We start from the raw sequence: 24368 nt of genomic DNA, 5'->3' as shown, positions 1-24368 counted from the left end.
CACACTTAACCTCCGGTTATTGGAGCATTGCTTTGAAGGTTGCAGCGTCTAAAGTTCTGAATCCTTGAGGGGTTAAGTAGCTCAAGATCACTAAATTTGACCCTTGGTTATGGTTCTCAACAAAATTAATCGTGACGCCTCCTAAATCAAACTGAGAACGGGCAACTTGCTGCATAAAACTGTCGCGTGTGATTTCTCCTGGAATATCTTTTAAGATACGCAGGGTCATTTTGCCCACAATGTAGCCTTCTAAGGAGACATGGCCAAATTCATTTTCCAGTTTCGTTCTCGCTTCTTGAACGATGGGCAGGTTGGAATCCAGGAGAGGAGCGACGTGAGTCATGATCACGCGGTCACGAATGCCATACTCTTCTAAATCGAGCATAAAATCGTCGCCTCCGGTAAAGGAAACCGCTGAGATAATCCTTTTTTCACCTTGCTGTTGCAGGTGGCTGGCAAAGCGAGCAATGTTACTGTAGGAGCCGACTGTGACGATGAGGCGACACTTGACGCCACTGTTTTTTTCCCAGGCTTTGATGGACTGATAGCCAGGGACTACATTCGGCGTGTTGCGCGCATAGACCCCAACGGGGCCAATATGATTGCGTTGGGGATTATCCCCCGCCATAGTAAGGATCTTGTCAAAGGATTGAATAATCGCTGCATCGCCCTTTGTCGCGATCAGGGCTGACTTTAACCCTGCTAAACCAGACATGCCATAGCTGTCATTCTGGACATAGGCACAGATTTGTTCAGGCGTTACTCCATTGCGAATTGCCAGTTGAACCACCGCCTTAATTTCTTGCGCATAGCTGGCACGATAATTAACGATGGGACCTTTGCCGGGTCTCAAAATTCCCGAGCCGGTGAAAAAGCCGACCGCAGGAATATTCTGTTCGGCCAGGATGGGGAGAGATACTTTGGCCGTCGGTGTCCCCACATTGCCAATCATTAAAAAGATCTGGTCTTGGATGATTTCTTGGGTGGCTTGTCGAGTACTAGCCGGTTCGTAATAGTCGTTTTTGAAGATCAGACGAATGGATCGCCCTTTCACTTTTTGATCCTTCAAGGCCGTTTCTAAACCGATCTTCATACGATTGCCCAACCCCTCTTCTTGTCCAGCTAAAGCCAAGACTGAACCGAAGGTAATCGTGCTACCCGAAGCTCCCTCATTAGGTATAGTCTGACGAGGCAGTTGACATCCAGGTAGCCATCCCAAAGCCATGAGCAGGATGATGGATAAACACTGTCTTCTACTTTGAGAGAAAGCCATGGTGGCTAGCCGAAACAATCTATTTGCTGATCGCCACTTCTCTAAAGACGATAACGCTTGTCTCCCGGATAGTGGGTTGGTTCATGGGTCTCAACGACTCAGCACTGATAGCGGAGACTCTACTGGCTGAAGCGTTCTAGACTAAACCCCTCTATTCAAAGACGCCCCTTGAGAAAATTCAATACGACTTAAGGCGTAAAATATCCCGTCGTTATGGGGCCAATGCTGCTCGATAGAGAGACAACCTCAGAATAATTGGTGTTGCCTCGGAAATAGCATTTTGAATCATAGACTACCCTTTCAGGGAACAGAACTCCCTATCCTTGGGGACTGAGTGTGGCTCTAGGTTTGGCTAATCCGCAATCCAGCCAACCCTCCAGGCTCATTGTTTTTCTACTTTGAATCGTTTTCCTATGCCTGAAGATATTGCAAAACCCCCTTTGCCTCCCTTTGATATCGAATCTGCAACCGATAAAGTCCGCTTTGCCGAAGATGCCTGGAATGGTCGAAATCCTGAAAAAGTATCTCTGGCCTATAGCGTTGATAGTGTTTGGCGAAACCGCGCTGAGTTTGTTTCAGGTCGTGCCGAAATTGTGGCTTTTTTGCAGCGCAAGTGGGCGAAAGAATTGGACTATCGTCTGATTAAAGAACTCTGGGCCACCCACGATAACCGAATTGCTGTGCGTTTTGCCTATGAATGGCATGACGATTCGGGGAGTTGGTTTCGCGCCTATGGGAATGAAAACTGGGAGTTTAATGAGCTAGGTCTCATGAAACGCCGTATTGCCAGTATCAATGATCTGCCGATACAGGAGGGCGATCGCAAATTCCACTGGCCCTTAGGCCCCCGTCCTGCCGATCATCCTGGCCTATCCGACTTAGGGTTGTAATGGCCCCGATTGAGACAATGCACCTAAAAAATACATCATTAATTTTTAGGTGCAAATTCACCGATCAAAAAAGCCTCGTAGTCACCCAACGGGAAACCACGAGACGATCTAGGAAAGTATCAGGAAAAATTGCTCATTGCTATGCGGCAGTCTCTAACGGGTCTAAAAATGGATAGTCCGTATAGCCTTCTGCCCCCCGGGTATAGAACGTGGATGGGTCGGGTTCATTGAGGGGGGCTTGTTTAGCAAAGCGTTCCGGTAAGTCAGGATTAGCAATAAACGGGACGCCATAGGCGACTACATCGGCTTCTTGGTTTGCGATCGCAGCCGCACCACTGACCGCATCATAGCCACCGTTGATCATCAGTGGACCTTGAAAAACCTGTCGAATATAGGGAGTCACCCGCTCGCCTTCCACCGCCAGCATATGACCCGGCAAGGCTTCAAGGACATGAAGATAGGCCAGATTATAAGTATTGAGGGCTTGGGCTGCATGCGTGAAGGTTGCGATCGGATTACTATCTCTCATGTCATTAAAGGCATTCGTAGGAGACAGTCGAACGCCAACATGATCAGCACTCCAGGTATCCACCACCGCCTCGATAACTTCTAACAGAAACCGGACTCGTTTTTCGATCGTGCCCCCATAGGCGTCTTGCCGTTGGTTGGTGCCATCTCGAAGGAACTGATCAATTAAGTATCCATTAGCCCCATGGATTTCAACCCCATCAAATCCCGCTTTTCGAGCATTGCCAGTAGCTTGAGCAAAGTCTTGAACAATACTTGGAATCTCTTCCAGACTCACAGCCCTGGGGGTCACAAATGTTTTTTTACCCTGCGGGGTATGAACTTCACCCGCTGGCTTAATCGCCGAGGCAGAAATCGGTCGTGCCCCATTCAACTGAAAATCTGGATGAGAGGCCCGTCCCGTATGCCAAAGTTGCAGGAAAATCTTGCCATCTTGCCGATGAACGGCATCAGTCACCTGGCGCCAAGCCTGAATTTGGGCTTCAGAATAAATCCCTGGCGTTTCAGACCAGCCCGCCGCTTGCTCAGAAACTTGAGTCGCTTCTGTAATAATCAGACCTGCACTCGCCCGCTGCTGGTAATACTCAGCCATTAAAGCGTTGGGAATTCGATCCGGGCCGGATCGACCTCGGGTTAATGGTGCCATTACCATTCGGTTGCGGAGGTCAACAGCACCCAGACGAATGGGGTCAAACAATGATGAAATAGACATGGAAACTCTTCCTGTTGGTTTGGAGTATCAGAACTGAACTTGCCTACCAGGCAAAACAAAGTAAACGGTGAGGCGGCGCGCGCTTCGCCTTACCATCAGGAACGAAAAATCAGGAGTCTTATAGATGTTTGTCTAAGGCTTCAACCAAGGTTGCTTTAGGAGATGCCCCTACCAGCGTTTCAACGGGTTGGCCTTCCTTAAAGACGATTAGTGTGGGAATGCTACGAATGCCATATCGACTGGCAACATCGCTACTCTCATCCACATTGAACTTAACGACTTTGACTTGATCTTGGTAGTCCGCAGCGATGTCATCAACGATGGGACCGACCATGCGGCAAGGTCCACACCAAGGGGCCCAAAAATCAACGAGAACAGGCTGCTGGCTCTCAAGCACCTCTGTAGTAAAGGTGGTGTCATTGATAGCAGTAGTAGAAGACATAATGGAGCCTCCTTAATTGTTCGTATATTCGAGAATCTCGAATAATTAAAATATAAATCATCCCATGGCATAATGCAACTATGAAAATTTTGTTCCACCCAGAACCGCAGCAGATCTCCTTGGCGGCTGTGTTGTACGCCCTGGGAGATCCCGTGCGACTAGATATTGTGAATCAACTAGCCACTTCAGGTGAATTGACCTGCAATGCCTTCGATTGTGAAATTGCGAAATCCACCCTCTCCCATCACTTCAAAATTTTGCGGGAGTCTGGTGTGATTTATTCGCGCAAAGAAGGGACTCAACATCATAATTCTCTGCGGCGAGAAGAACTCGATGACCTATTCCCTGGTTTATTAGCGTCTGTTTTAGACAGCCTCAAAACTTCAGCCTAGTTTCCTCGCTATTGAGGTAGATCCGCAATCAGAAAGGGCAACATACAATCCATCAAGCATGCCAATGGTGATCCTGATTGAGATGGCCCACAATTCGCTTAATCCGTCGCTGGAGCAGTCCTAGATGATGTTGAAAAACCGCCTGCTGGGACTGTAAACGTTGCCGTTGCCCAGCCAAAGTTTTTTCAAACAAGCGCAACCGTTCTTTTTCATGGGCTAACCGAAGCTCTAGCCGAATCAGATCCGTTGCTGCCGAAGAACTGTGGGAGTAACCGCCTGCATCGCGGATCTGCTCTTGCAAATCAGACACTGTATGGTGCAGTTGAACCAGCTCTTCTTCTTGTTCATCTACAAACTGAACCGATCGGATCCAGACTGCCCGCAAATGCTCAACTTGATCTTGTAAATCCCGCAACGGGAGTTCATCGGGGGCTTGACTCTTCGGCTGTACTAAAACCTGCGATGGGGCTTCAGGGGTGTAATCGGGGAAAGGATTTGGATTGAACGAAATACTAGAGGATGGGGTTGGCAAAGGCTGGGGAGCCACCTGACCGTTCATGGAGTGAGCCTGGAAGGTACCGTAGGGTTGATCCTGTGATAAAGCGCCATTGATAATCAGCCCCTTTACTTGTTGTCCTGAGCGCATCAATAGCTCTTTTGCTGCAGCTATATTGGGAAGGTTGGCGATACCAGGTTTAACCACAATTACAATGCCATCCGCTCGCCCTCCCAAAATAGATACATCTGCTGCTGAGTTTAGAGAAGGAGCATCAATCAGAACATAGTGATAGGTAGATTTGGCTGCATTGAGCATCACAGTCATATGTTTTGATTCCAAGATCCCCATGGCATTGGCATGAAGATTACCCGCTGTCATTACATCCACATGGGCAGTGACCGATTGAGTCGCTGACTTTAAATCAGCCTGCCCAAACAAGACATTGCTTAAGCCGAATTCATTCGAGACATCCCACATACGGTCTTGGAACGGATTTCGAAGATTACCGTCCACAACCAGAACGTAATTTCCTGCCTGGGCAAGGGCCATGGCCAAATTTGCGACCACCGTTGATTTCCCCTCTTGGGGCGATGTACTTGTCACCACTAAAGTTTGGCAATGGCGGCCTGTTTGTATCGATTTTAGGCTAACTTGTAGCATTCGAAAGGCGTTACTGACCGGTGAATCAGGAAAATCTCTGAGGAATAGTTTAGGGGCTAATTGTTGTAATCCCCCATCGTAAAACAGCGAATGATTAGAATTCCCGAACGCGGGAATAACCCCCAATAGAGGATACTCAAATTGATGCACGGCGTCTTCGACAGTCCGAATGGATTTATCCAGGGTTTCCAGTATGTAGGCAGTAGAGAAGAAGGCTAACACCCCTAATAATCCAGTTGCCAAATAGTCGGCTTGACTCGGTGTAACTGGCGATTTTGGAATTTGAGCGGGGACCAAAACTCGCGCATTCCCCACTTTTTGATTCGCCTCAGCTAAAATCTCCTGCTGTTTTTGCAAGAGTAAAGCATAGGTAGACTGTGCTGCCTCCAATTTTCGCTCTAACTCTCGCTGCTTTTCTGCCAAACCAGGGAAAATATTGAGTTGTTGCTTATAGGATTCTAAAGTTTTTGAGTGAGCAATGACCTGACTGACTAAGCCTTGTCTTTGGGCCTCTAATTTGACGAGGTCAGCAGTCAACTCTTCTTGCAGGGAACCAATCAAGGGTTCAGGGGCGGCTACTTCTGTCCCCAGTATTTTCTGGGCACGTTGTTGGAACAGAGCTTTTAATTTGTTTACATCCCGAGCTAGACCGAGAACCGTAGGGTGAGTGGCCGTAAGCTGGTTAGTCTGTAGGGCGAGCTGAGACTCAGTTTGTTGTAGCTGGGTGAGCACATCGCGAATCTCGGCAGATTGGCTTAGGCTAACTGCTGCCATGGCTTGTTGCGGCGTCATGCCCAATTGATTACTTAGTACATTTGCTTCAGTTTGAAGTTGTGCAATTTGAGCTTGGGCATCACTGATTTTTCCTTGTAATTCAGCAATTTTTGCCTCGGCATCTTGCTCTCGGTTACTCAGGTCTACAATCTGATTTTTCTGCTTAAATTGTCGGAGTGCTCTTTCAGCATTTTGAACAGTCTTTTCTGATTGAGGAATTCGTTCTGAGATAAATTTGCTAGCCGTCTCAATGGAGTTTCGATTGTCTTGAAGATGGTTCTCAAGATAAACCTCCATCAATAAATTTACTGCGGCAGCAGCATGCTCAGAATTAATGGATTTATAGGTAATTCGGAGAATATCTGTTCCCTTAACATCTGCAATAACAAAATTTTGCCGAAAACCTTTGAGATCTAGTGGGTAATCAATCTCTTCCTGGGTGCTTAGTTTGTTTAAGGTTGTTTGCAGAAGAGGCGTGGACTGAATGACAGCAGATTCGGTCTCAAGGGGCCTTCCCTCTAAATCAAGGGGATCTAAATTCCCAATTTCGGTACCTAATGTAGTGAGTTTAGAAATGGGGTTCACTTTTGTAAATCGCAATTGGCCCTCAGCGACATAGAGAGGCTGGTATAGCAGCTTTATTGCGAGTGTTCCGAGGGTTAGCACCAAAATGAAAGCTACTGAAGATGGTAGCCAATGGCGTTGAAGGATTAGCCTAAATTTCCTTGATTTACTGATTTGAGAGGCTAACACTAATGCCAACTCCTATTGTGCAAAAAAAATGTAGAAAAATACATTAATAATTTTCTAATTCCTCAGCTCTAGCTCTTAGTTTTATCTAGCTTTTAAAAACCGGATATATTTACTTATACATGTTTAAGCTGATACTCAATCATTAGTTAGTCAGATAAAAATTTAAGAGAACGCATGTCTTAATATAGATGATATTTATGCTGGACTTGATCACTATCATTCATCAACGCAACTCTATTGACTCTGTCATCTTAGTATTAGAAGTGAAGTAGTCGTTCTTGAACTCGTTCGGGATATTTTACTCTCAGAGAGACCATAGCGCCTGTTCCAAGATTTTGCTGAATTGAATCTCAATTGTATTGCTAGTTACAAAAAGGCAGTTGATTGCTTATTTCATATTTATCAAAGTTCACTCTTAAGAGTATTCAGACTTACTAAGTTAGTTATCCAATTGACCTAAGCATAGTGAGATTTATCGTTATAGAAGCTGATATATCTCTTGTATTAAATACATTTTGAATGGTATTCAAAATTTGTATGGTCTTCCCTCCACTATTTTATAGTCTATGCCTTACCCACAAGTCCTGAAGTACTTACCAGCAAAAGACTTGAGGTGAGCTAACCCCCCTTATTCTTTGCCCCAGAGAATGCCTAGTGGGCACGGCGAGGAGGTTGAACCCCTATTCTGTCGTTGACGATGCTGTGGAAAAGGCCAATCTACGGGATATTGAAACATTTGTCTTAGCACCAAAAATGCTTCTGCATATGCGTTTAATCCACTTGTGGGTAAGGCATAGATTTTATAGTAATCATTGGTCTTACTAACTTGCTTATCACATCTGCTGACTTGATGGAATTTTATCTTACAAGTATAAGGTATTGACTAATCTAATAATGATACCTGCTACATATTCTTTCCAAATGGAAGAGTAAATTGTATGAAGTCTTACGGGAAATTGGAATGCCACTATTTTTATAAGTCTTTATTTTTAGTCGTCTGAGTAAAATCTCATCGCTTAGAATGGTATTAGTACAAATGGGACATGAGTATAAGAAGAATGCGCATAATTTCATTTACTAACCATCAAATAAATCTTATTTTCTAATAGATAGATTAGTTTGACATTCAGCTTCTTATGAATTTTATTTTCAAGATATATTATCAGAGTATATTAACGAGTTTATTTCAAATTAGATCATTTTCATATCATATCTCTAAAATCAAAAATAATTCCGACCAAAAATATCTTACTTTTTTGAGGATATAACTAGAGTGATGGCTATATAAATAGACATTCATAATATAAGTTTGTCTACCTCAATAACCGTTTTGAGTCTTCTTAGTGGTAGCCATAGATGTTTTTTAGCTTATTGAGTATTTTACTTGATCTTAAAAAAATATGTATAAGTACTTGTGTATAGATTAAATTTTGATCCTGGAATAAAACCACTTTTCAGTATAAAAAAAAGCTACATCCATTTTTTGCCCTAAAACAGATAGTTAGATGCTCATTAGTAAATCTTGGTGATGAAAGCACAACTTCTTGTGTCAAGGAACACAAAGATTATGGTAGATTTGATTTAGGATACTTCATATTTCCACAAGACTTGAAATAAAAAAGCGTCCAACTTATTCTTTACATCAACGATTCTGGGGGGGTGATGGTTTTGGTGACGCAACTAGTTCAAATATTCTAATCATCAACCTTGCTCATATCCCTACTGTCGTTACGGCGTGAGCATCAGTCATTCAAGCGGAGTGAAGTGTCACAAGGCATTTGAGTGTGGTCTTTTCTGAGTGAGAGCCTCTTGTGTCACTCAATATCAGCTCCTCAAGATATCTAAAATTTAGAATAGTGACTATGTAGGCTAGATCACCTAGCCAAAATAATGCACTAAAAGGACTTCACGAAGATTGAGTGCATTAATGGCGAAATCCTTTGTTCAAGCCTCATGGGATTCCCAATTCTAAATTAGTTTCTCGTGTGCGTCCATGTTCATTTTCTTCATGAGATTGCTAAATCGATGTTACATACTCCTTTAGATCGCTCTATCACTAAAACTCCATTCAAACCATTAGGATCTGTTCTCAAAAAAGCGGGCTTAGTTTCTACTCAGCAGCTTGAAAAAGCGTTGCAAACGCAGGCAGAATGCAACAATCTCAAAATTGGCGAAATTCTAGCTTCGCAAGGTACCTTAAAAACGTCCACCATCCATTTTTTTGTAGATAAATTCCCACAACTACTAACACAATCTGCTTATCAGCCTATTGGACAATATCTGCAAGCAGCTGATCTACTAGATGAACGTCAAATTTCTGAAATTCTCCAAGTTCAGGAACAGTCTGATCTCAAATTTGGGGAAATTTCTGTGCGAAAAGGTTGGATTCAGCAAGATACCGTTAACTTTTTCTTGCAACACTTTCAATCTGAAACCTCAGAGAATAGAACTCCCGATACCAGCGAACCGAATACTGCTGACCATTCAGACCTTGATATCCAAAAAACAGCACCCCCAATTCTTCTATCTCCACCACATTTGGGTACGGATGAATTGGGCTTTGTGGTGAATGCGTTTGAAACCAATTGGATTGCGCCTGCAGGGCCACATTTAGATGCCTTTGAACAGGAATTTAGTGAAGCAGTGGGAATTTCCCATGCAGCAGCCCTGAGTTCAGGTACGGCTGGCATACATCTAGCGTTGCAGCTGGTAGGCGTTGAACCAGGTGACGAAGTATTTTGTTCGACACTGACCTTTGTTGCTAGCGCGAATCCGATTCTGTATCAAGGGGCAGTGCCTGTTTTCATAGACAGCGATCGCACCTCCTGGAATATGGACCCAAATTTACTCTCGCAGGCCTTAAGACAGCGGGCTCGCCTAGGTAAATTACCAAAGGCCGTTGTCTTAGTCCATTTGTACGGTCAAAGTGCGGATCTTGGACCGATTTTAGAACTCTGCAATGAGTATGATATTCCCCTGATTGAGGATGCTGCTGAATCGCTGGGAGCAAACTATCAGGGCAAAGCTACGGGCACCTTTGGCCGACTGGGGGTGTTCTCTTTTAACGGCAATAAAATTATCACAACATCTGGTGGAGGAATGTTGGTTTCAGAAGATGCAACGTTAATTGCCAAAGCTCGTTTCTTGTCGACGCAAGCCAGAGATATAGCTCCTCATTATCAACATTCCCACTTGGGATATAACTATCGTCTTAGTAATGTGTTAGCGGGTATAGGTCGGGGCCAACTCAGGCTCTTACCCAAAAAAGTCGCTGCCCGACGTCGCATCTATCATCGATATCTTCAAGATCTGGGGTCATTACCTGGGCTAACCTTAATGCCGGAGCCCACTTTCGGACGGGCAACGCACTGGTTATCCTGTATGCTGATTGACCCTCGCAAATTTGGAGTGAGCCGAAATAGGGTCCAAGAAGCTCTACGGGATCATCAAATTGAGTCCCGACCCGTTTGGAAACCTTTGCACCTGCAGCCACTGTTTGCTAAATGCGACCATATTGGCGGTACAGTGTCCGAAGATTTGTTTAATAATGGTATTTGCTTGCCGTCTGGTTCTGGCATGACAGATGCAGATTTGGATCGCGTTATTGCCATTATTTCATCCCTTGCTTCATGAGGGTTGAGATAATTTGACAGTTTCATCTCTATAGCGATGGGAAAACTATTCTTGCGACCAGGCGTAAATTTTCTATGAGGTCCTCAATATCGAGAGATTTTGGCCATAGGTAGACTCTCAGCTTACATACATGCCCTCATACTGTTTCACAATTGACTCTAATGAAAAAGAGTCAAGAATTCTTTGTCTGGCAGCTTTTTCCATCAGAAATCTCTGCTCTGGAGTTCGTGTGATTAATGTACTCCAAGAATTCGCTAGGGATTCAGGATCTTTAGTGGGTACCACTATCCCAGTATCCCCAACTAGAAAAGCTGAGTCTCCAACGTCTGTTACCACACAGGTCACTTGGCAAGACATCGCTTCACCAACGACTAATGGAAAAGCCTCCCCATATGCAGAAGCAGAGGTCAATATATCTAAGGCTGCGAAAATATTTGGCATATCTATTCGCTTGCCAAGCAAATGAACATGCTTTTGAAGTCTTGCTGTTTTAACTAATTCAGTTAAGGTTGTGTTGGATTCATCTACCCCATCCCCCACAAGGACAAAATGGACGTTAGGAAATTTTGGGACAAGTAGCGCTGCAGCCGTAAGAAAATTATGATGATCCTTCATAGGATGGTATCGGGCAGCGATACCAATCACAGTCTCTGCTTCTGTTAAGTTAAGTTCATTTCTAAAAGCGTTCCTTTTTTCAGCGGAAGGGACAAATAGCGAAGTATCAAAGCCGTTGGGTATAACACAACTTTTTTGAGTCGCATATCCTAGTTTTTCATGCTGCTCTTGGCTTGTTTTGGAAACATAAGCTATTTCCCTGGTAAACGAAGAAAGTAAGGTTCCAATTCTGATCAAGAGTTGAGTGAGTAATTTCTCAGCTGAGAGTTCATTTATTGAGTGGTGAATACTCCATATTACTGGAGGTGAATGAGAACTGAATAAAGAGGCAAAACAGCTAGCAATATTGCCATGGTACATCCACCCTTGAATGATATCTGGCTGATGTTTTTTGATAATTGAGACTAATTTGGAAAGGTGAGTTATATTGGGAAGTCTTTGTTGCATCCCTAATGCATATATGGGGATTTCTAATTCTTGGAATTGATTATTGAAATCAGAGGTGCTCATTAAAGAAATAACGACGGGCTTAAAAAGTGAGCGATCTATTTTGGACAAGATGTTATAGAGTATGACTTGCGCTCCATTTCTATCAAAGTTTGTGATTATAAATAATATCGTTTTTTTGTTCTTCACTTATCTGACCTCATTCTTGCAATTGAATATTTATCAGATACAACTAAATTACTTGATAATACAACCAGAAAGAAACATGAAATAAAAAACCAAAAATGTGTTTGAAGTAATATTTTGGGATCTGCATATATCGTATAGTCTGACCAAACTAATGCAGAGTAGACATATATATATTGCATCCAATGAATTTCAAGTGAATGATTATAAGTGACTTGCTGGATAAATCTCCCTATCCATCCGTAGGATAAACTAAAAATAATTAATCCTGGCCAAGACATACTATATAAACATGAAGAGATAAAGCCAGACGGAATTTCATATTTATCCGTATTAACTAAGAAATTTGTATTGTAATAAGAGACAGTTGGTGGTGCTTCATAAATCCGATCAGGGAGAAATGATGCTAATCCATAGAACCAGTCACTCAACAGCCTGAGTTCATAGGTGGAGTTTGTAGCTGCAAATATTGAGAAAAATGGAGCACTGAATTCATCCAGTACGTTAGATTGGTCGCTTTCTGACTGTATATTGGCGTCAATACTATTCTGAAAATTATCCGTAACAGCATCAATACCATCTGAAAGGTAGATTAAACTTCCAAAGATTTCTTTCCCGTAGGAAGAAATGATTGCGAGTAATGTAATAAAGAATATTACGACACCCAAGGAGTGTTTACCTTTTCTGATGGAATATACCAAATAGAATGTGAGTACATATCTTAGAATATTTGCGCGGGTTGCAATCAGAAAAAAAGAAAGTAAAGAAATAGCAATGGAAAATATAAATACAATCAATAATTGGATGCTTTTTCCCTTTGATTTATCGTTGAATAGGATGGAAGATATTAAGAAAGATCCCATAAAAGATAGCAAGAAGAATCTCTTAACTAAAGAGAATTGAGGCGTTTCAATGACGGTAGAACGGAGTAAGGATGCATTAGAGATTGCATTGACAAGTCCACCGTTTTGAACGCTATAGATTACGATTGAAAGAAAAGATATTAACAATAAAATCAGTGCATAGGTAACAACAAAATAGCCACTATTCTTTTCTTTGATGTAAATTCTATTGGCAGAGTTAATCGCAGAGTCTAAATGGAATCCTATGACAACAAAAAAATAAGTCAAAAAAATTAGTAAAGGGACTTGGAAACTATTAAGGTTAATCGTCGTTCCTTTGAGGATAGATGTATTTAGGTTGCTGTGCTCTGAAAAAAGTAAGAATATCCCTGGCAAAGGAAATGCCAAGCAGAAAAGAACATTAAAAAAACTTAGGAAATCAATTAAAGCCTGTTTATCCCTGATAAGTTCAAATATAACAATGAAAATGACTAACCCAAGATAAGCTAACAAGATCATAGAGTCAATTTCAAGGGTTCGTTAATGCCAATAACTGATAGATATTGAGTGATTGCACGCTCGACTGAAAAGTAATTAGCTCTTTCAATCAGACGTTCACAGTCTATGGGAGTTTCTAAGACGTTCTGCATGGCTTTGGCGAGGGCATTCGTATCACCGACAGGTACTAATTGGCCATATTTGCCATTTTCCAAGATTTCTTTGGGTCCATGGGGGCAATTAGTGGAAATAACTGGAGTGCCACATGCCATTGCTTCAATCAGAACATTCCCTAATCCCTCCCATCGAGACGATAGGATAAATGCTGCTGCTTTACGCATGTATGCGAACGGATTCTGCACAAAACCAGGCATAAGGACATCTTGGGCAATATCGAGGGTGGAAATCAGGTCTTCAATGTGTGGTCTTAGTTCCCCTTCACCTAAAATCATGAGCCGGGAAGGGATTTTTTTTCTGACGATTGCAAATGCATTGATGGCGGTATCGAAATCTTTTTGTGCAGTCAATCTACCGACCGCCAAAAATACAGGAGGGGAGCCAGTTTCTAACCATCGATGTTGTATAGGTTGCTCCGCCATTAAACCTAAGGTCTTATCTACAACTGGGTTGTATATCGTTTGAATGCACCCTGCCTTCAAGTTTAATGATTTTTCTAAGTCTCTTGACGCTGCTTGAGAAACACCAATAATTGTGTCGGCTTGGGGATATAGCAGTTTCATGAAGAATGGAAATAATTTAGCCCGGAATAGTTTTGACTGAGTGGCAGATAGGGTATTGTGCTCCACTAAGATTAGAGACGTATCTACCCTGGACAATTTTTTGGCTATGATGGCTGCAAGATTGGCTCGGCTCATGTGGGAGATGAGTACAGATGGCTTAGAGCTTTGTAAATACTTAACTAAAGGTATTACAGCCTTCAAAGCTCTGGTTTGCTGGAGATCGACAATATTAACCGCGAGATGAATCTGATTAAAATATTCACCTTCTGAATTGACTAGTACTAAATCAACCGGTATACCTCTTTCTATAAAACCATTGGCTAAGGCAATAACTACTTTCTCGGCACCTCCACCGTGAAGAGTCGGTAGTAAAAAAGCTATATTTTTCATGGGTTTAAATATGAAATATAAATTAGGTTGCCTAGTTTTTTCTAAGAACTATAGCTTGAAAACTATTTATTCTTGAATGAATCATCATTTGAAGTTTTATGATGATTCTTTATATGCTAATTTCATTAGTATTTTCCTCAATATCTTGCGACTTTAAGTTTTTTAGCTTCTTGAATCGTATATCTGTTGATTTGCAGGAAGAGAAAAAAGAAAGAAAATATATAGACAATACTAGTTGAAAGTGCTATCCCTTTGATCCCTATTATGTTGATAAATATATAATTCAGGACTATATTGAGGATGAGATCTAAGCCGGAAACCCAAAGGAGAAGATGATTCTGCTTGATTGAGCTAGCTAGGCGAATTAAAAATAGGTTTCCGATATAAAATGGGATTTGCAGAGAGTATAAAGACTGTATTTGGCTAACGATTTTAGTATCTTTTTCAACGAAAGAACCTCTCTGGAAAAGAAGTTGAACGATTGGCTCTGAAAAGATAATGGTTGTTATGGTTAAGGCAGTGCCAATAAGTGCAATTAAACCTAGATTTTGTCTAATCGTTTGCCTGATTTTTATCCAGTCTCCATTGGCATACATTTTTGAGCAATACGGTATGATTGAAGCTGTTAAACCACTGGTAAAAAGCCCCATGGGAGCAGCAATTACTTTATTTCCATAGTTCAGTGAGGCCACACTTCCGGGTGATAGCATTGCTGCCATTGCTTGATCAATTGGAACGGCACTGCAAAGTAAAACAGCTCCAGATAAGACCAGAAGATATTGCTTAAAAATATGGGTTAAATTGTCGTCCCATCCTTGCCATTTGGGGATGAGTGGAATCCCTTTTCTGCTGAGTGTGAGTCCTATTGCCAGTACCTCTAAGATCATCCCAGCACATAATCCAACCGCTAAAGTATAAACACCCCATGAATGGATCTGTAGAAGGAGAATAATAGTCACAATGGGGGTAAAGATTGGGGCAACACCAGCTACAGTAAAATTTTCTTCCGCGTTCAATACTGCTCGCCAATTACAAATGATTCCGTCTAGGAGAATGATGGGAGAAATGGTGCAAAGTATTCTAAACGTTAGAGCCAATTTCTGCTCATCAAAGCCTGCTGCAAGAAATGGCAAATATAGATGGGCAAAACCTAACATCAATATTGATAGTAGGCTTAATATTATTAGAACGCAGACCATCAAATTGGAGAATAGCTTATTCGCTTCAGATATACCTTTAGTTTCTCTAAGCTGTATATAGGTAGGAATAAGGGCAGAGTTGAAAGAAGATGCGACAACATTGCTGAGTAGAGATGGAACGACCAAGGCAATCAAAAAGGCATCTAACTCATCTCTGGTGCCAAAACGCCAAGCTACAACCAGATCTTTAATAAAAGAAGCAATTTTGACACCTACTGTCAGCATCACTACAATCAGTGTGGCACTGAAAATCTGGTTGTTCAGGGAGTTATTCTTTATTTTTTTTAGGGAAGAAAATAGTTTCTGTGGTTTACTTTGCTCCATCTACTTTTCCTAAATATCTCTGAGGTTAATCAGAATTTAAATAAAGTGTTTTTTAAAGTTTTGGATGCGATTTACTTGCTTCGAATGATTAGGTTCATCTGTAGTGAATTGAATCCAGTGTCTTCTTCCCAAGTGCCTTTATTTGCTAGTCTGATCGAATACTCTGGCCGATGGGATAATTGCTTCGATGGATCTGGAAGATTCAAAAATACTTCATATGTCCCCGATGGTAAGGTACTGGGAGTTTGGACAAGGATATTGATAGTGGTCTTTTGCCCAGGTATCCAAAATTGAGGATTTTCTTCTGTAAGTAGAGTATAGTTCCGTCTTGTTGATTTGTGGCGAAGAATAATTTCTAACTCTCGAGGATTGTAGGCATTGGCCCAACCCTCATTTATGACTGAAAAGTTTAAGCTAAATGGTTCACCAGCGGCAATTTTGATGGGCATTTCTGCATTGATTAACCTAAACCGATAACCGAGGCGATGCTTGATGTTGTCCATACAGCCTTGAGTCACCCAGTCTGCTAATATGCTTTTCCCATCAGAAGGGAAGCTATTTAAGGTACTCCAGCGCATGTAGGCTAGCTCTTTTTGAGCGTTGGGACAGTCATCATATGGGCTAGGATTGCAGACCTCACCACCCTGTACAAGGTATCGGTTATCTAAGTTCAAAAAAGCCTTCTGCTGGTTAATAATCTTCGGATCGGTGTGGTTATACGTACCCCAATCGTCGATTTCAGCTAGAAAGCAATCATTATGTGCTCCGGTTCTGGCTCTACCGCTTCTATTGAAGGCTTCGCTCTCAGTGAGCGGTTGTTGTTGGTTAAAAATATCACCTTTGTAATAGGAATATCTTAGGGCAACCATTCGTTCGGGAGGCAGAACGGATAGTAATTTTTTTAATATTTTTCTTCTTGCTTGAGGGTTGGTTCGTAGTCCATTAGTTGATCGATTCCATTCCCCCCAGTATCCAATAAATCCTGCTTCTAGATAAGCAATCGCATCATAATTGTTTTTCAGTATTGGTTCTAACTGATCCAAATGAGAAACTATTCTTTCAACAGAGGTGTCTTCCCCTCCTCCCAGCCAATTGTAGGCAAATCTGATGATTAGCTTTATTCCGGACTTTCGGGCTGTTGAAAGATCCGTAGATACTTTATCTAGAAATGATTGTGATAAGGGTTGTGTTCTAAACTCAGAGATGAGATAGATTCTTCGAGCTAATGTTATGTTTTGAGTCCTTAACTTTTTTAGCTCATTTAACTCTAGGTTAGGGCGAGGTTGAGTCCCCCAAGGACTATATGGAAAAAAAAACCTCGTTCTGGATTGGGGAAGTCTAGGTTGCTCTTTTCATATTTTTGGGATTGTGTGCTGCTTATTTCAGCGGCAATTACTCCATTGGTACTAGCATTAAAGTATGCTGATAAAAAAATACAACTCCATAGTACTGAACTAGCTTTTTGTATCTTTTTTTGCATCAGTTCTTTGCCCATTTTTTTAAAGTCTACTTGAGTGAGAAGAGGGGTAAACAAAGAAAATATGAAAGTTTTGCACGTTTGCGCTTTGGGGGCCACGGCGGAAACGTTGTTATTACCTCAAATTGATTACTTGCGATCGCAACAGCTTACCGTTGAGATTGCCTGCTCCCCCGATAGTGCAGTCGATCGTCTACAGGCCCAGGGGTATACGGTTCACCCGATTCAAATTGATCGTAAGATTTCCCCCCTTTTAAACGTCAAGACTATACAGGGTCTGATCCAGTTGATGCGATCGCAAGCTTACGATCTGGTCCATGTCCATACTCCGATTGCCGCAGTGTTAGGACGAATTGCGGCAAAGCTGGCTGGGGTTCCCACGATTGTGTATACCTCCCACGGTCTGCCTTTTCATCAACTGACTCCACCCCTGCAATACCAGATATATTTTGCGATTGAATATGGATGTGCCAAAATCACCAACCTGATTTTGTCCCAAAATCATGAAGATATAGAGACGGCTGCCCAAAAGAAGTTGTGCCCTGAATCGAAATTGGGCTACCTCGGCAATGGAGTTGATATTGATCGATTTAGTCGCAGTGTTTTAGAGTCCGATCACCAATCTCGTTTGCGAGATGAGTTTGGGATTCCGGCTTCTGCCAAACTAATTGTCGGTACGGTTGGGCGATTAACCCGGACCAAAGGCAGTGGATATTTAATTGAAGCAGCAGCACAGTTGGTGGAAGAATTTCCCCAACTGCATATTTTAGTGGTGGGTGGGGAACTCAAGTCTGATCCAGAACCTTATTACCACCAGCTGACTGCAAAAATTGAACAGCTTAACCTCAAGTCCCATGTCACGTTTACTGGGGATCGGACGGATATTCCCCAAATGCTAGGGCTAATGGATATTTTTGTCCTGGCAACCTTTGCCCATGAAGGATTACCCCGCTCAATTTTGGAAGCGATGGCAATGGGTTTGCCCGTAGTCACGACAGATATTCGCGGTTGCCGCGAAGCCGTTCTTCCTGGTCAAACAGGATTGATCGTTCCGTCCCAAACCACTACTCCGTTGGCCGAGGCTCTGAGGACATTGCTGGCCGATCCCGACTTAAGAACGGCCTATGGCTCAGCAGGACGTCAGCGCGTGGAAAAGGATTACGACGAGAACGTGGTATTCAAACGTCTATTCTCCTACTATCAAAATTTGGGCATTGCTGCCGCTGCTTAACAGAGGCAAAGCCGATAGAAATAGCCCCTACTCAAAATCCCTTTAGACCTGAGCTATTTCGCTGACCGTGCCTGCATGGGAATTCATGGGCGTATGGGCACGTTGAGCCCGAAACATACCAAATCGACACAGTCCAGTCCCAAAGGCCAACCGCATCAACAAAATCGTAGGGACTTCTCGCAAAGATTTTAATAAGCCAGAAAAACCAAACTTTACTAAGCCAGCCGGACGGGCTACGCCCTGCCAAATAGAATCTAACCAAGACGGCAATGTCTCTTTTGTCCAATCGGACGTAATCACCTTGCCTTCGACGAACCCCGTGGCAGCCAGTTCTTCAGAAAAGCCTTCAATACTAGCAAAAGCAGGATGGGACCATTGATCCAGCAGTTGGCGCATCACAGGTCGCTCCCAGAAGTTCAGGGGTTTTTGGCGATCATCCCGTTGGTTCCAATCTGCAAGCACTAATACACCACCAGGCTTCAGGACTCTCATCAGCTCTTTGGCAAATACGGCTTTGTCGGGCATATGGGGGCCAGCCTCCACGGACCAGACCACATCAAAGCTGGCATCTGGATAAGACAAAGCCATGGCATCATCCACTTTGAATTGAGCATCTACCCCGTCTGGGGTTAATTCCCTAGCCCGCTCAACTTGTTTAGGACTAATGGTTACCCCAGTAACGGAAAAACCATAGTCTTTGGCCAAGACTCGACTACTGCCGCCGAAGCCACAGCCCACATCTAAAAGGGTTGTCCCGGCTGGGAATTTATCCAGCCCGCCCCAGGCCACCATCTCATGGACAAAATCATATTTGGCTTGCAAGAAGTTTTTACGATGGGGAGGGGAGCCATAATGCCCTAAATGAATATGTTCACCCCAGTAAAATTCTAAAATGCCGTCTTCCGTCCACTGATCGTAGGAGTTGGCCACAGAGTCCGCAGAATTATAGCTGCGGGCAGTGAGTAGGTAAACTGCAATACCAACGGTAACCAGGGCGAGAAGAGCAATCAGGACAAAGAGAATGTTCATTGAAGGGAACTGGGTGAAAAGCTTAAGTTGCTCTTAAATATAACAAGATCTTGTACTGACAGGGTTTGAGCGGTTTACCAGTACAGCAAGTTGAATCCAAAACCTGGTGGCGATGAATCTCACCAAAGTAGAAGGTGTCATGCAATATCTGCATTCGTTAATTTCAGAAAATTTATATTTTTTTCAGATTTTCTGAATTGTTACAGTTTGCAAAGGTATAATTAGGGCTGTGAACCCCCACTTGGTAGGTCGGTGGTTCAGAAAAGACGCTGTAATCCAAGGGACATAACAATTCATGCGAGTTGCGATCGCAGGTGGAGGTCTGGCTGGTCTCTCCTGTGCCAAATATTTAGTTGACCAAGGGCATACTCCCATCGTTTTAGAACGGGCCTCTGTCCTGGGGGGCTTAGTGGCCGCCTGGAAAGACGAAGATGGAGACTGGGTAGAAACAGGTCTGCACGCTTTCTTTGGGGCTTATCCCAACATGCTTCAGCTACTTAAGGAGCTGGATATTGAAGATCGGCTGCAGTGGAAAAAGCATGCCTTGATTTTTAATCAACCCGAAAAGCCGGGGGTGTTGTCACGGTTTGATGTGCCGGACCTACCGTCCCCCATCAACGTGATTATTTCCATCCTTCGCAACAACGATATGTTGACCTGGGAGCAAAAGATACGGTTTGCGATCGGGTTGCTGCCTGCGATTGTTCGGGGGCAGAAATACGTCGAAGATATGGATCGCTACTCTTTGCTGGAATGGCTGGAAAAGCAGGGCATCGATGATCGGGTTAATTCCGATATTTTTATCGCCGCCTCCAAAGCCCTAACCTTTATTAACCCCGATGAAGTCTCAGCCACCATTCCCCTAACGGCGCTCAATCGATTTTTACAAGAGCGCTACGGCTCCAAGATTGCCTTTTTGGATGGTGCGCCACCGGAGCGGCTCTGTCAGCCCATCGTCGATTATGTGACGGAGCGAGGGGGTGAAGTTCTGGTCAATGCCCCGCTGAAAAAGATTGTCCTCAATGAGGATGGCAGTGTGAATCATTTCTTGATGAAAGGATCTGCTGATTCTGAGGAATACACCATCACTGCAGATGCTTATGTCTCGGCCATGTCCGTAGACGCCATGAAGCTGATGATGCCTGACGAGTGGAAAGTCAAACCCTATTTCAAACAGCTTCAGGAACTAGAAGGGGTGCCCGTAATTAGTATCCAGCTCTGGTTTGACCGCAAGCTCAGCGATGTAGACCATTTACTCTTCTCTCGGTCACCGCTGTTAAGCGTCTACGCCGATATGAGCAATGCCTGCCGAGAATATTCTGATCCAGACAAATCGATGTTGGAGCTGGTTTTAGCTCCGGCAGAGGATTGGATCAGCCGATCCGAGGAAGACATTATTGAGGCCACCCTTGCGGAACTCGCCAAACTTTTCCCGGATGAAATTCCCGATCAGGCCAAAGTTCTGAAAGCCCGAGTGGTAAAAACACCCCGCTCAGTTTACAAAGCGATTCCAGGTCGGCAACAGTTCCGTCCAGTACAAACAACGCCCATTTCCAACTTCTTTTTGTCTGGAAGTTACACCATGCAACGTTATCTGGGCAGTATGGAGGGGGCGGTGCTTTCTGGTAAGCTGACAGCACAAGCCATTAACAGTGCCAAAGCTCTTTCATCCTCAAATAACGCTTCTGTAACGTCCAAGCCAGTTTCCCAGTCAATCCCGAATGCTGCAACTGCCTGAAACTCCAAGACCCACAAAAAAACTGGCGTCTCTTGAAGACTCCTACGAGCAATGTCGGCAAGTAACCGCCGATTATGCCAAGACCTTTTATCTGGGCACCCAACTAATGTCGCCCGAAAAGCGTCAAGGCGTATGGGCTATTTATGTCTGGTGTCGGCTGACGGATGAATTGGTCGACGGTCCCCAAGCGGCGTTTACCACCTCTGAGACGCTAGATAAGTGGGAAGAACAGCTTGAATCTGTGTTTGCAGGCCATCCTGTGGACGACCCGGATGTGGCGCTTGTGGACACAGTAGAACGCTTTGGCCTCGATATCCAACCGTTCCGGGATATGATTGCCGGACAGCGGATGGATTTAGTCCGCGATCGCTACGAAACCTTTGAAGACTTGCACCTCTACTGCTACCGGGTTGCTGGAACCGTCGGTCTAATGTCGGCCCAGATTATGGGGGTGGAACGCTTTTGCGATCGCTTACAGGCTCCCTGGAGTCCCCCTAGAATTCTCAACAATCCCGTCAATACCATTAACAAGGCTGTCGATTTAGGCATTGCCAATCAGCTCACTAATATCCTCCGGGACGTCGGTGAAGATGCTCGACGTGGGCGGATTTACCTCCCCTTAGAGGATTTAGCTGCCTTTGACTACACCGAAGCAGACTTATTCAATGGCGTCATCGATGATCGCTGGCGAGCCTTTATGAAGTTCCAAATCCGCCGGGCGCGCAAGTATTTTGCTCAGGCTGAGTCAGGCATTGGCACCCTGCAAAGGGATGCACGCTGGCCCGTATGGTCGGCCCTGGTGCTCTACCGCCAAATTCTGGATGTGATTGAGCAGAACCAATACGATGTCTTTACCCGTCGAGCCTATGTTCCCAGCCGGCGGAAGTTGATGTCCTTACCTCTGGCTTGGCTTAAATCCCTGTAAGCTTTTGGCTTCACCCAGAGAACCTGAGCCATAGGTTAAAATTTTAAGAAATGTTATCGCCGTGTCTCCAACGAAGAACGGCTGTTGCTACGGTTTGCCCTGTTATGAAATGTCTTATCCACCGACGCGCTGAGTTTTCTGCCAGCCATCGGTATTGGTTACCTGAGCTATCTGCATCAGAAAATCAGGAAAAATTTGGTCTATGTACGCGTTCCCCGGGTCATGGCCATAACTATGAACTGTTTGTTTCCATGTGGGGCGAACTCGATCAATATGGGATGGTTTTAAATCTCTCGGATGTCAAGCAAGTGATTAAGCGGGAGGTTACTGACCCCCTCAATTTTTCCTATCTAAATGAGGTATGGCCCGAGTTTCAGGAAACCTTGCCTACCACGGAGCATCTGGCCCGGGTGATCTGGCAGCGGTTAGCCCCCCACTTGCCATTAGTAAATATTCAACTTTTTGAACATCCCAAACTTTGGGCCGACTATAAAGGAGCTGGCATGGAAGCCTATTTAACTGTTGGAAGTCATTTTAGTGCTGCGCATCGATTGGCACTTCCCGAACTGAGTTTTGAAGAAAACTGCGAAATCTATGGCAAATGCGCTCGACCTCATGGTCATGGCCATAACTACCACCTAGAAGTGACCGTCAAAGGTGAGGTGGATGCCCGGACAGGCATGATTGTGGATTTAGTCGCTCTCCAAAGCCTGGTCGACGATGTGGTCCTAGAACCCCTTGACCATACCTTCTTGAATAAAGACATTCCCTACTTTGAAAAGGTCGTTCCCACGGCTGAAAATATTGCATTCTATATCGCCAAACTCTTGCGAGAGCCGATCCTCAAAATTGGAGCCGAACTTCATCGCATCAAGCTGATTGAAAGTCCGAATAATTCCTGCGAAGTGCTGTGCTCTGACTTATTTGATGCAGCGCCAGTGCTCTCTGGTCGAGTGGGTGAACCTGCATTAGTGGGCTAGTTTTCGAAAATCAAATCCTCGCTGGCTTGGTTCATCATTAATGGCTTAACGCTGTTTACCAGCCAGATACTCATCAGCAGGACTTACGCATTGACACGGGTTTTATTTTGTGGGTTGAAAGATAAAGGCCGTTAATGTTCTCCCTCTGTTGCGAATACCCAGCAAGCCTTCAACTGCTCAGTGCACCCAAGACCTTTATGTCCGCTATCTCCTAGCTCAACCCCAAGGAGATGGATGCAGCCATATGGCAGAAATCCTCAAAGATGTTTCTCACGACAGCATCAACCGCTTTTTGCTTCGAGAACGCTATGAGCCCAAAGATCTATTTGATTTACTTGCAGACAATGAATGGATTGAGCTGACCGGAGGCGTTTTGAGTGCTGATGATACTGTTCTTGAGAAACTCTACAGCAACCCCAAGAAAATGGACCTGTTGGGATATTACTGGAGTAGCAAACATAGCAAACCGATTTGGGAATCCCCTTAATCACCCTGTACTACACCAGTCCCAATGGCTTGAGAGTCCCCATTAACTATCGTATTTATGACAAACAGGAGGGCAAACCAAGAATCAATATCTCCAGGAAATGCTCCAAGAGGTTTTAGCTTGGGGGCTTCGACCGACGACCTTCACCAGCGATGCTTGGTATGCATCCAAGGCCAATCTCAATTTACTCAAAGACGTGCAATTGGGATTCCTGGTTGGTGTTGCCAAAAATCGACAGGTGCGATTGGGCCAGAGCCAGTATCAACGCGTGGATACCCTTGTCATCCCTGAACAAGGATTACATGTTTACCTCAAAGGGGTGGGCATCGTGAAGGTTTTTTGCCAGCGATTCAAAACGAATCGTGTCGCTATTACCTTCTGTATGCGCCAGACCCGAAGGAGCTTGCTATTGCAGGTAAAGCTGAGTTTGAGCATTTACACACACTCCATTGGGGCATTGAATGCTTTCATCGTGCAGGCAAACAATTGTGTGGACTTCAGCGGTTTCGTGTGCGTTTAACTGAGGCTGTTCATACCCATGTGTTTTGTGCTCTTAGGGCTTTTGTGGAGCTGGAATTACAAGTTTGGCACCAACAGATAGACAACTGGTATGCCCTACAACGCAAGTTATATCAAGAGGTTGCTCGACAATTCATTCTTGAACAACCACTGCTGGGATGGCTCTCTTGAACATTGGGGGTAAT

19 protein-coding genes and 1 pseudogene are annotated in these 24368 nt (G+C 43.9%); 9 read left to right on the top strand and 11 right to left on the bottom strand.

Annotation, left to right across the window (positions count from 1 at the left end):
- Positions 1-16: 16 nt before the first annotated feature.
- Positions 17-1273 carry an ABC transporter substrate-binding protein gene (locus ON05_RS07015; protein ID WP_050857522.1) on the bottom strand — a complete coding sequence of 419 codons (1257 nt, stop codon included), beginning with the start codon at positions 1271-1273 and terminating at the stop codon, positions 17-19.
- On the opposite strand from ON05_RS07015, the gene ON05_RS07010 reads away from it, so the two are divergent.
- Together ON05_RS07010 and ON05_RS07005 are read left to right on the top strand one after the other, a co-directional pair.
- Positions 1272-1403 (top strand): hypothetical protein, encoded by a 132-nt coding sequence (locus ON05_RS07010; protein WP_255345109.1) that lies wholly within the window; start codon positions 1272-1274, stop codon positions 1401-1403. The two genes, ON05_RS07015 and ON05_RS07010, sit on opposite strands and share 2 nt — an antisense overlap.
- A gap of 283 nt (positions 1404-1686) precedes the next feature.
- Positions 1687-2163 (top strand): nuclear transport factor 2 family protein, encoded by a 477-nt coding sequence (locus ON05_RS07005; RefSeq protein WP_010478228.1) that lies wholly within the window; start codon positions 1687-1689, stop codon positions 2161-2163.
- 139 nt (positions 2164-2302) lie between these two features.
- Here ON05_RS07005 and ON05_RS07000 read toward each other — a convergent pair whose 3' ends face one another.
- Together ON05_RS07000 and trxA are read right to left on the bottom strand one after the other, a co-directional pair.
- Positions 2303-3403, bottom strand: a complete 1101-nt coding sequence (locus tag ON05_RS07000; protein ID WP_010478226.1) for an alkene reductase — start codon at positions 3401-3403, stop codon at positions 2303-2305.
- 118 nt (positions 3404-3521) lie between these two features.
- Positions 3522-3845 carry a thioredoxin gene (gene trxA / locus ON05_RS06995; RefSeq protein ID WP_010478225.1) on the bottom strand — a complete coding sequence of 108 codons (324 nt, stop codon included), beginning with the start codon at positions 3843-3845 and terminating at the stop codon, positions 3522-3524.
- Positions 3846-3925: 80 nt separating this feature from the next.
- Here trxA and ON05_RS06990 point away from each other — a divergent pair, with 80 nt between their 5' ends.
- Positions 3926-4237 (top strand): helix-turn-helix transcriptional regulator, encoded by a 312-nt coding sequence (locus ON05_RS06990; RefSeq protein ID WP_010478223.1) that lies wholly within the window; start codon positions 3926-3928, stop codon positions 4235-4237.
- Positions 4238-4289: 52 nt separating this feature from the next.
- On the opposite strand, the gene ON05_RS06985 is transcribed toward ON05_RS06990, so the two are convergent.
- A complete protein-coding gene (locus ON05_RS06985; protein ID WP_236619096.1) occupies positions 4290-6836 on the bottom strand; it encodes a polysaccharide biosynthesis tyrosine autokinase in 2547 nt (848 codons plus the stop codon).
- 2583 nt (positions 6837-9419) lie between these two features.
- On the opposite strand from ON05_RS06985, the gene ON05_RS06980 reads away from it, so the two are divergent.
- Complete coding sequence (locus ON05_RS06980) at positions 9420-10556, top strand: DegT/DnrJ/EryC1/StrS aminotransferase family protein (RefSeq protein ID WP_039781455.1); 1137 nt, start codon at positions 9420-9422, stop codon at positions 10554-10556.
- A gap of 117 nt (positions 10557-10673) precedes the next feature.
- Here ON05_RS06980 and ON05_RS06975 read toward each other — a convergent pair whose 3' ends face one another.
- From ON05_RS06975 to ON05_RS06945, 6 genes are all read right to left on the bottom strand, one after another.
- Positions 10674-11807 carry a glycosyltransferase gene (locus tag ON05_RS06975; RefSeq protein ID WP_010478217.1) on the bottom strand — a complete coding sequence of 378 codons (1134 nt, stop codon included), beginning with the start codon at positions 11805-11807 and terminating at the stop codon, positions 10674-10676.
- On the bottom strand, positions 11804-13165 hold the full coding sequence (locus ON05_RS06970) for an O-antigen polymerase (protein WP_010478214.1): 1362 nt from the start codon (positions 13163-13165) through the stop codon (positions 11804-11806). Before ON05_RS06970 ends, ON05_RS06975 begins: the two co-directional genes overlap by 4 nt.
- Entirely contained in the window at positions 13162-14274 is a 1113-nt protein-coding gene (locus ON05_RS06965) for a glycosyltransferase (protein WP_010478213.1), read from the bottom strand. The genes ON05_RS06970 and ON05_RS06965 overlap by 4 nt, the downstream gene beginning before the upstream one ends.
- A 137-nt stretch (positions 14275-14411) precedes the next feature.
- Positions 14412-15797 carry a murein biosynthesis integral membrane protein MurJ gene (gene murJ / locus ON05_RS06960; RefSeq protein ID WP_010478211.1) on the bottom strand — a complete coding sequence of 462 codons (1386 nt, stop codon included), beginning with the start codon at positions 15795-15797 and terminating at the stop codon, positions 14412-14414.
- 71 nt (positions 15798-15868) lie between these two features.
- A complete protein-coding gene (locus ON05_RS06955) occupies positions 15869-17011 on the bottom strand; it encodes a DUF4832 domain-containing protein (RefSeq protein WP_236619095.1) in 1143 nt (380 codons plus the stop codon).
- 53 nt (positions 17012-17064) lie between these two features.
- Positions 17065-17331, bottom strand: coding sequence for a hypothetical protein (locus tag ON05_RS06945; RefSeq protein WP_039781450.1), 267 nt, complete (start codon positions 17329-17331; stop codon positions 17065-17067).
- A 7-nt stretch (positions 17332-17338) separates the two neighbouring features.
- Here ON05_RS06945 and ON05_RS06940 point away from each other — a divergent pair, with 7 nt between their 5' ends.
- Complete coding sequence (locus ON05_RS06940) at positions 17339-18505, top strand: glycosyltransferase family 4 protein (protein WP_010478204.1); 1167 nt, start codon at positions 17339-17341, stop codon at positions 18503-18505.
- A gap of 42 nt (positions 18506-18547) precedes the next feature.
- Here the strand turns inward: ON05_RS06940 and ON05_RS06935 are convergent, their stop codons facing one another.
- The gene (locus ON05_RS06935; protein WP_010478202.1) at positions 18548-19534 is read right to left on the bottom strand and encodes a methyltransferase domain-containing protein; all 987 of its coding nucleotides are present in this window, start codon (positions 19532-19534) and stop codon (positions 18548-18550) included.
- A gap of 295 nt (positions 19535-19829) precedes the next feature.
- Here ON05_RS06935 and pds point away from each other — a divergent pair, with 295 nt between their 5' ends.
- The 4 genes and pseudogenes from pds (at position 19830) to ON05_RS06915 (ending at position 24354) form a co-directional block, all read left to right on the top strand.
- Positions 19830-21272 (top strand): 15-cis-phytoene desaturase, encoded by a 1443-nt coding sequence (gene pds / locus ON05_RS06930; protein ID WP_010478200.1) that lies wholly within the window; start codon positions 19830-19832, stop codon positions 21270-21272.
- Positions 21256-22197: a phytoene synthase gene (locus ON05_RS06925; RefSeq protein ID WP_010478198.1), complete on the top strand. Its 942-nt coding sequence runs from the start codon at positions 21256-21258 to the stop codon at positions 22195-22197. Before pds ends, ON05_RS06925 begins: the two co-directional genes overlap by 17 nt.
- A gap of 104 nt (positions 22198-22301) precedes the next feature.
- Positions 22302-23177: a 6-carboxytetrahydropterin synthase gene (locus ON05_RS06920; RefSeq protein ID WP_010478196.1), complete on the top strand. Its 876-nt coding sequence runs from the start codon at positions 22302-22304 to the stop codon at positions 23175-23177.
- Positions 23178-23325: 148 nt separating this feature from the next.
- A pseudogene (locus ON05_RS06915) lies at positions 23326-24354 on the top strand (transposase).
- The last annotated feature ends 14 nt before the right edge of the window (positions 24355-24368 follow it).

Origin of the sequence: Acaryochloris sp. CCMEE 5410 (genome assembly GCF_000238775.2) — a bacterium.
In the GTDB taxonomy this organism is placed as follows: Bacteria; Cyanobacteriota; Cyanobacteriia; order Thermosynechococcales; family Thermosynechococcaceae; genus Acaryochloris.
The sequence above is the reverse complement of the archived record's forward strand: the minus strand, read 5'-3'. Positions and strand labels throughout refer to the sequence as shown.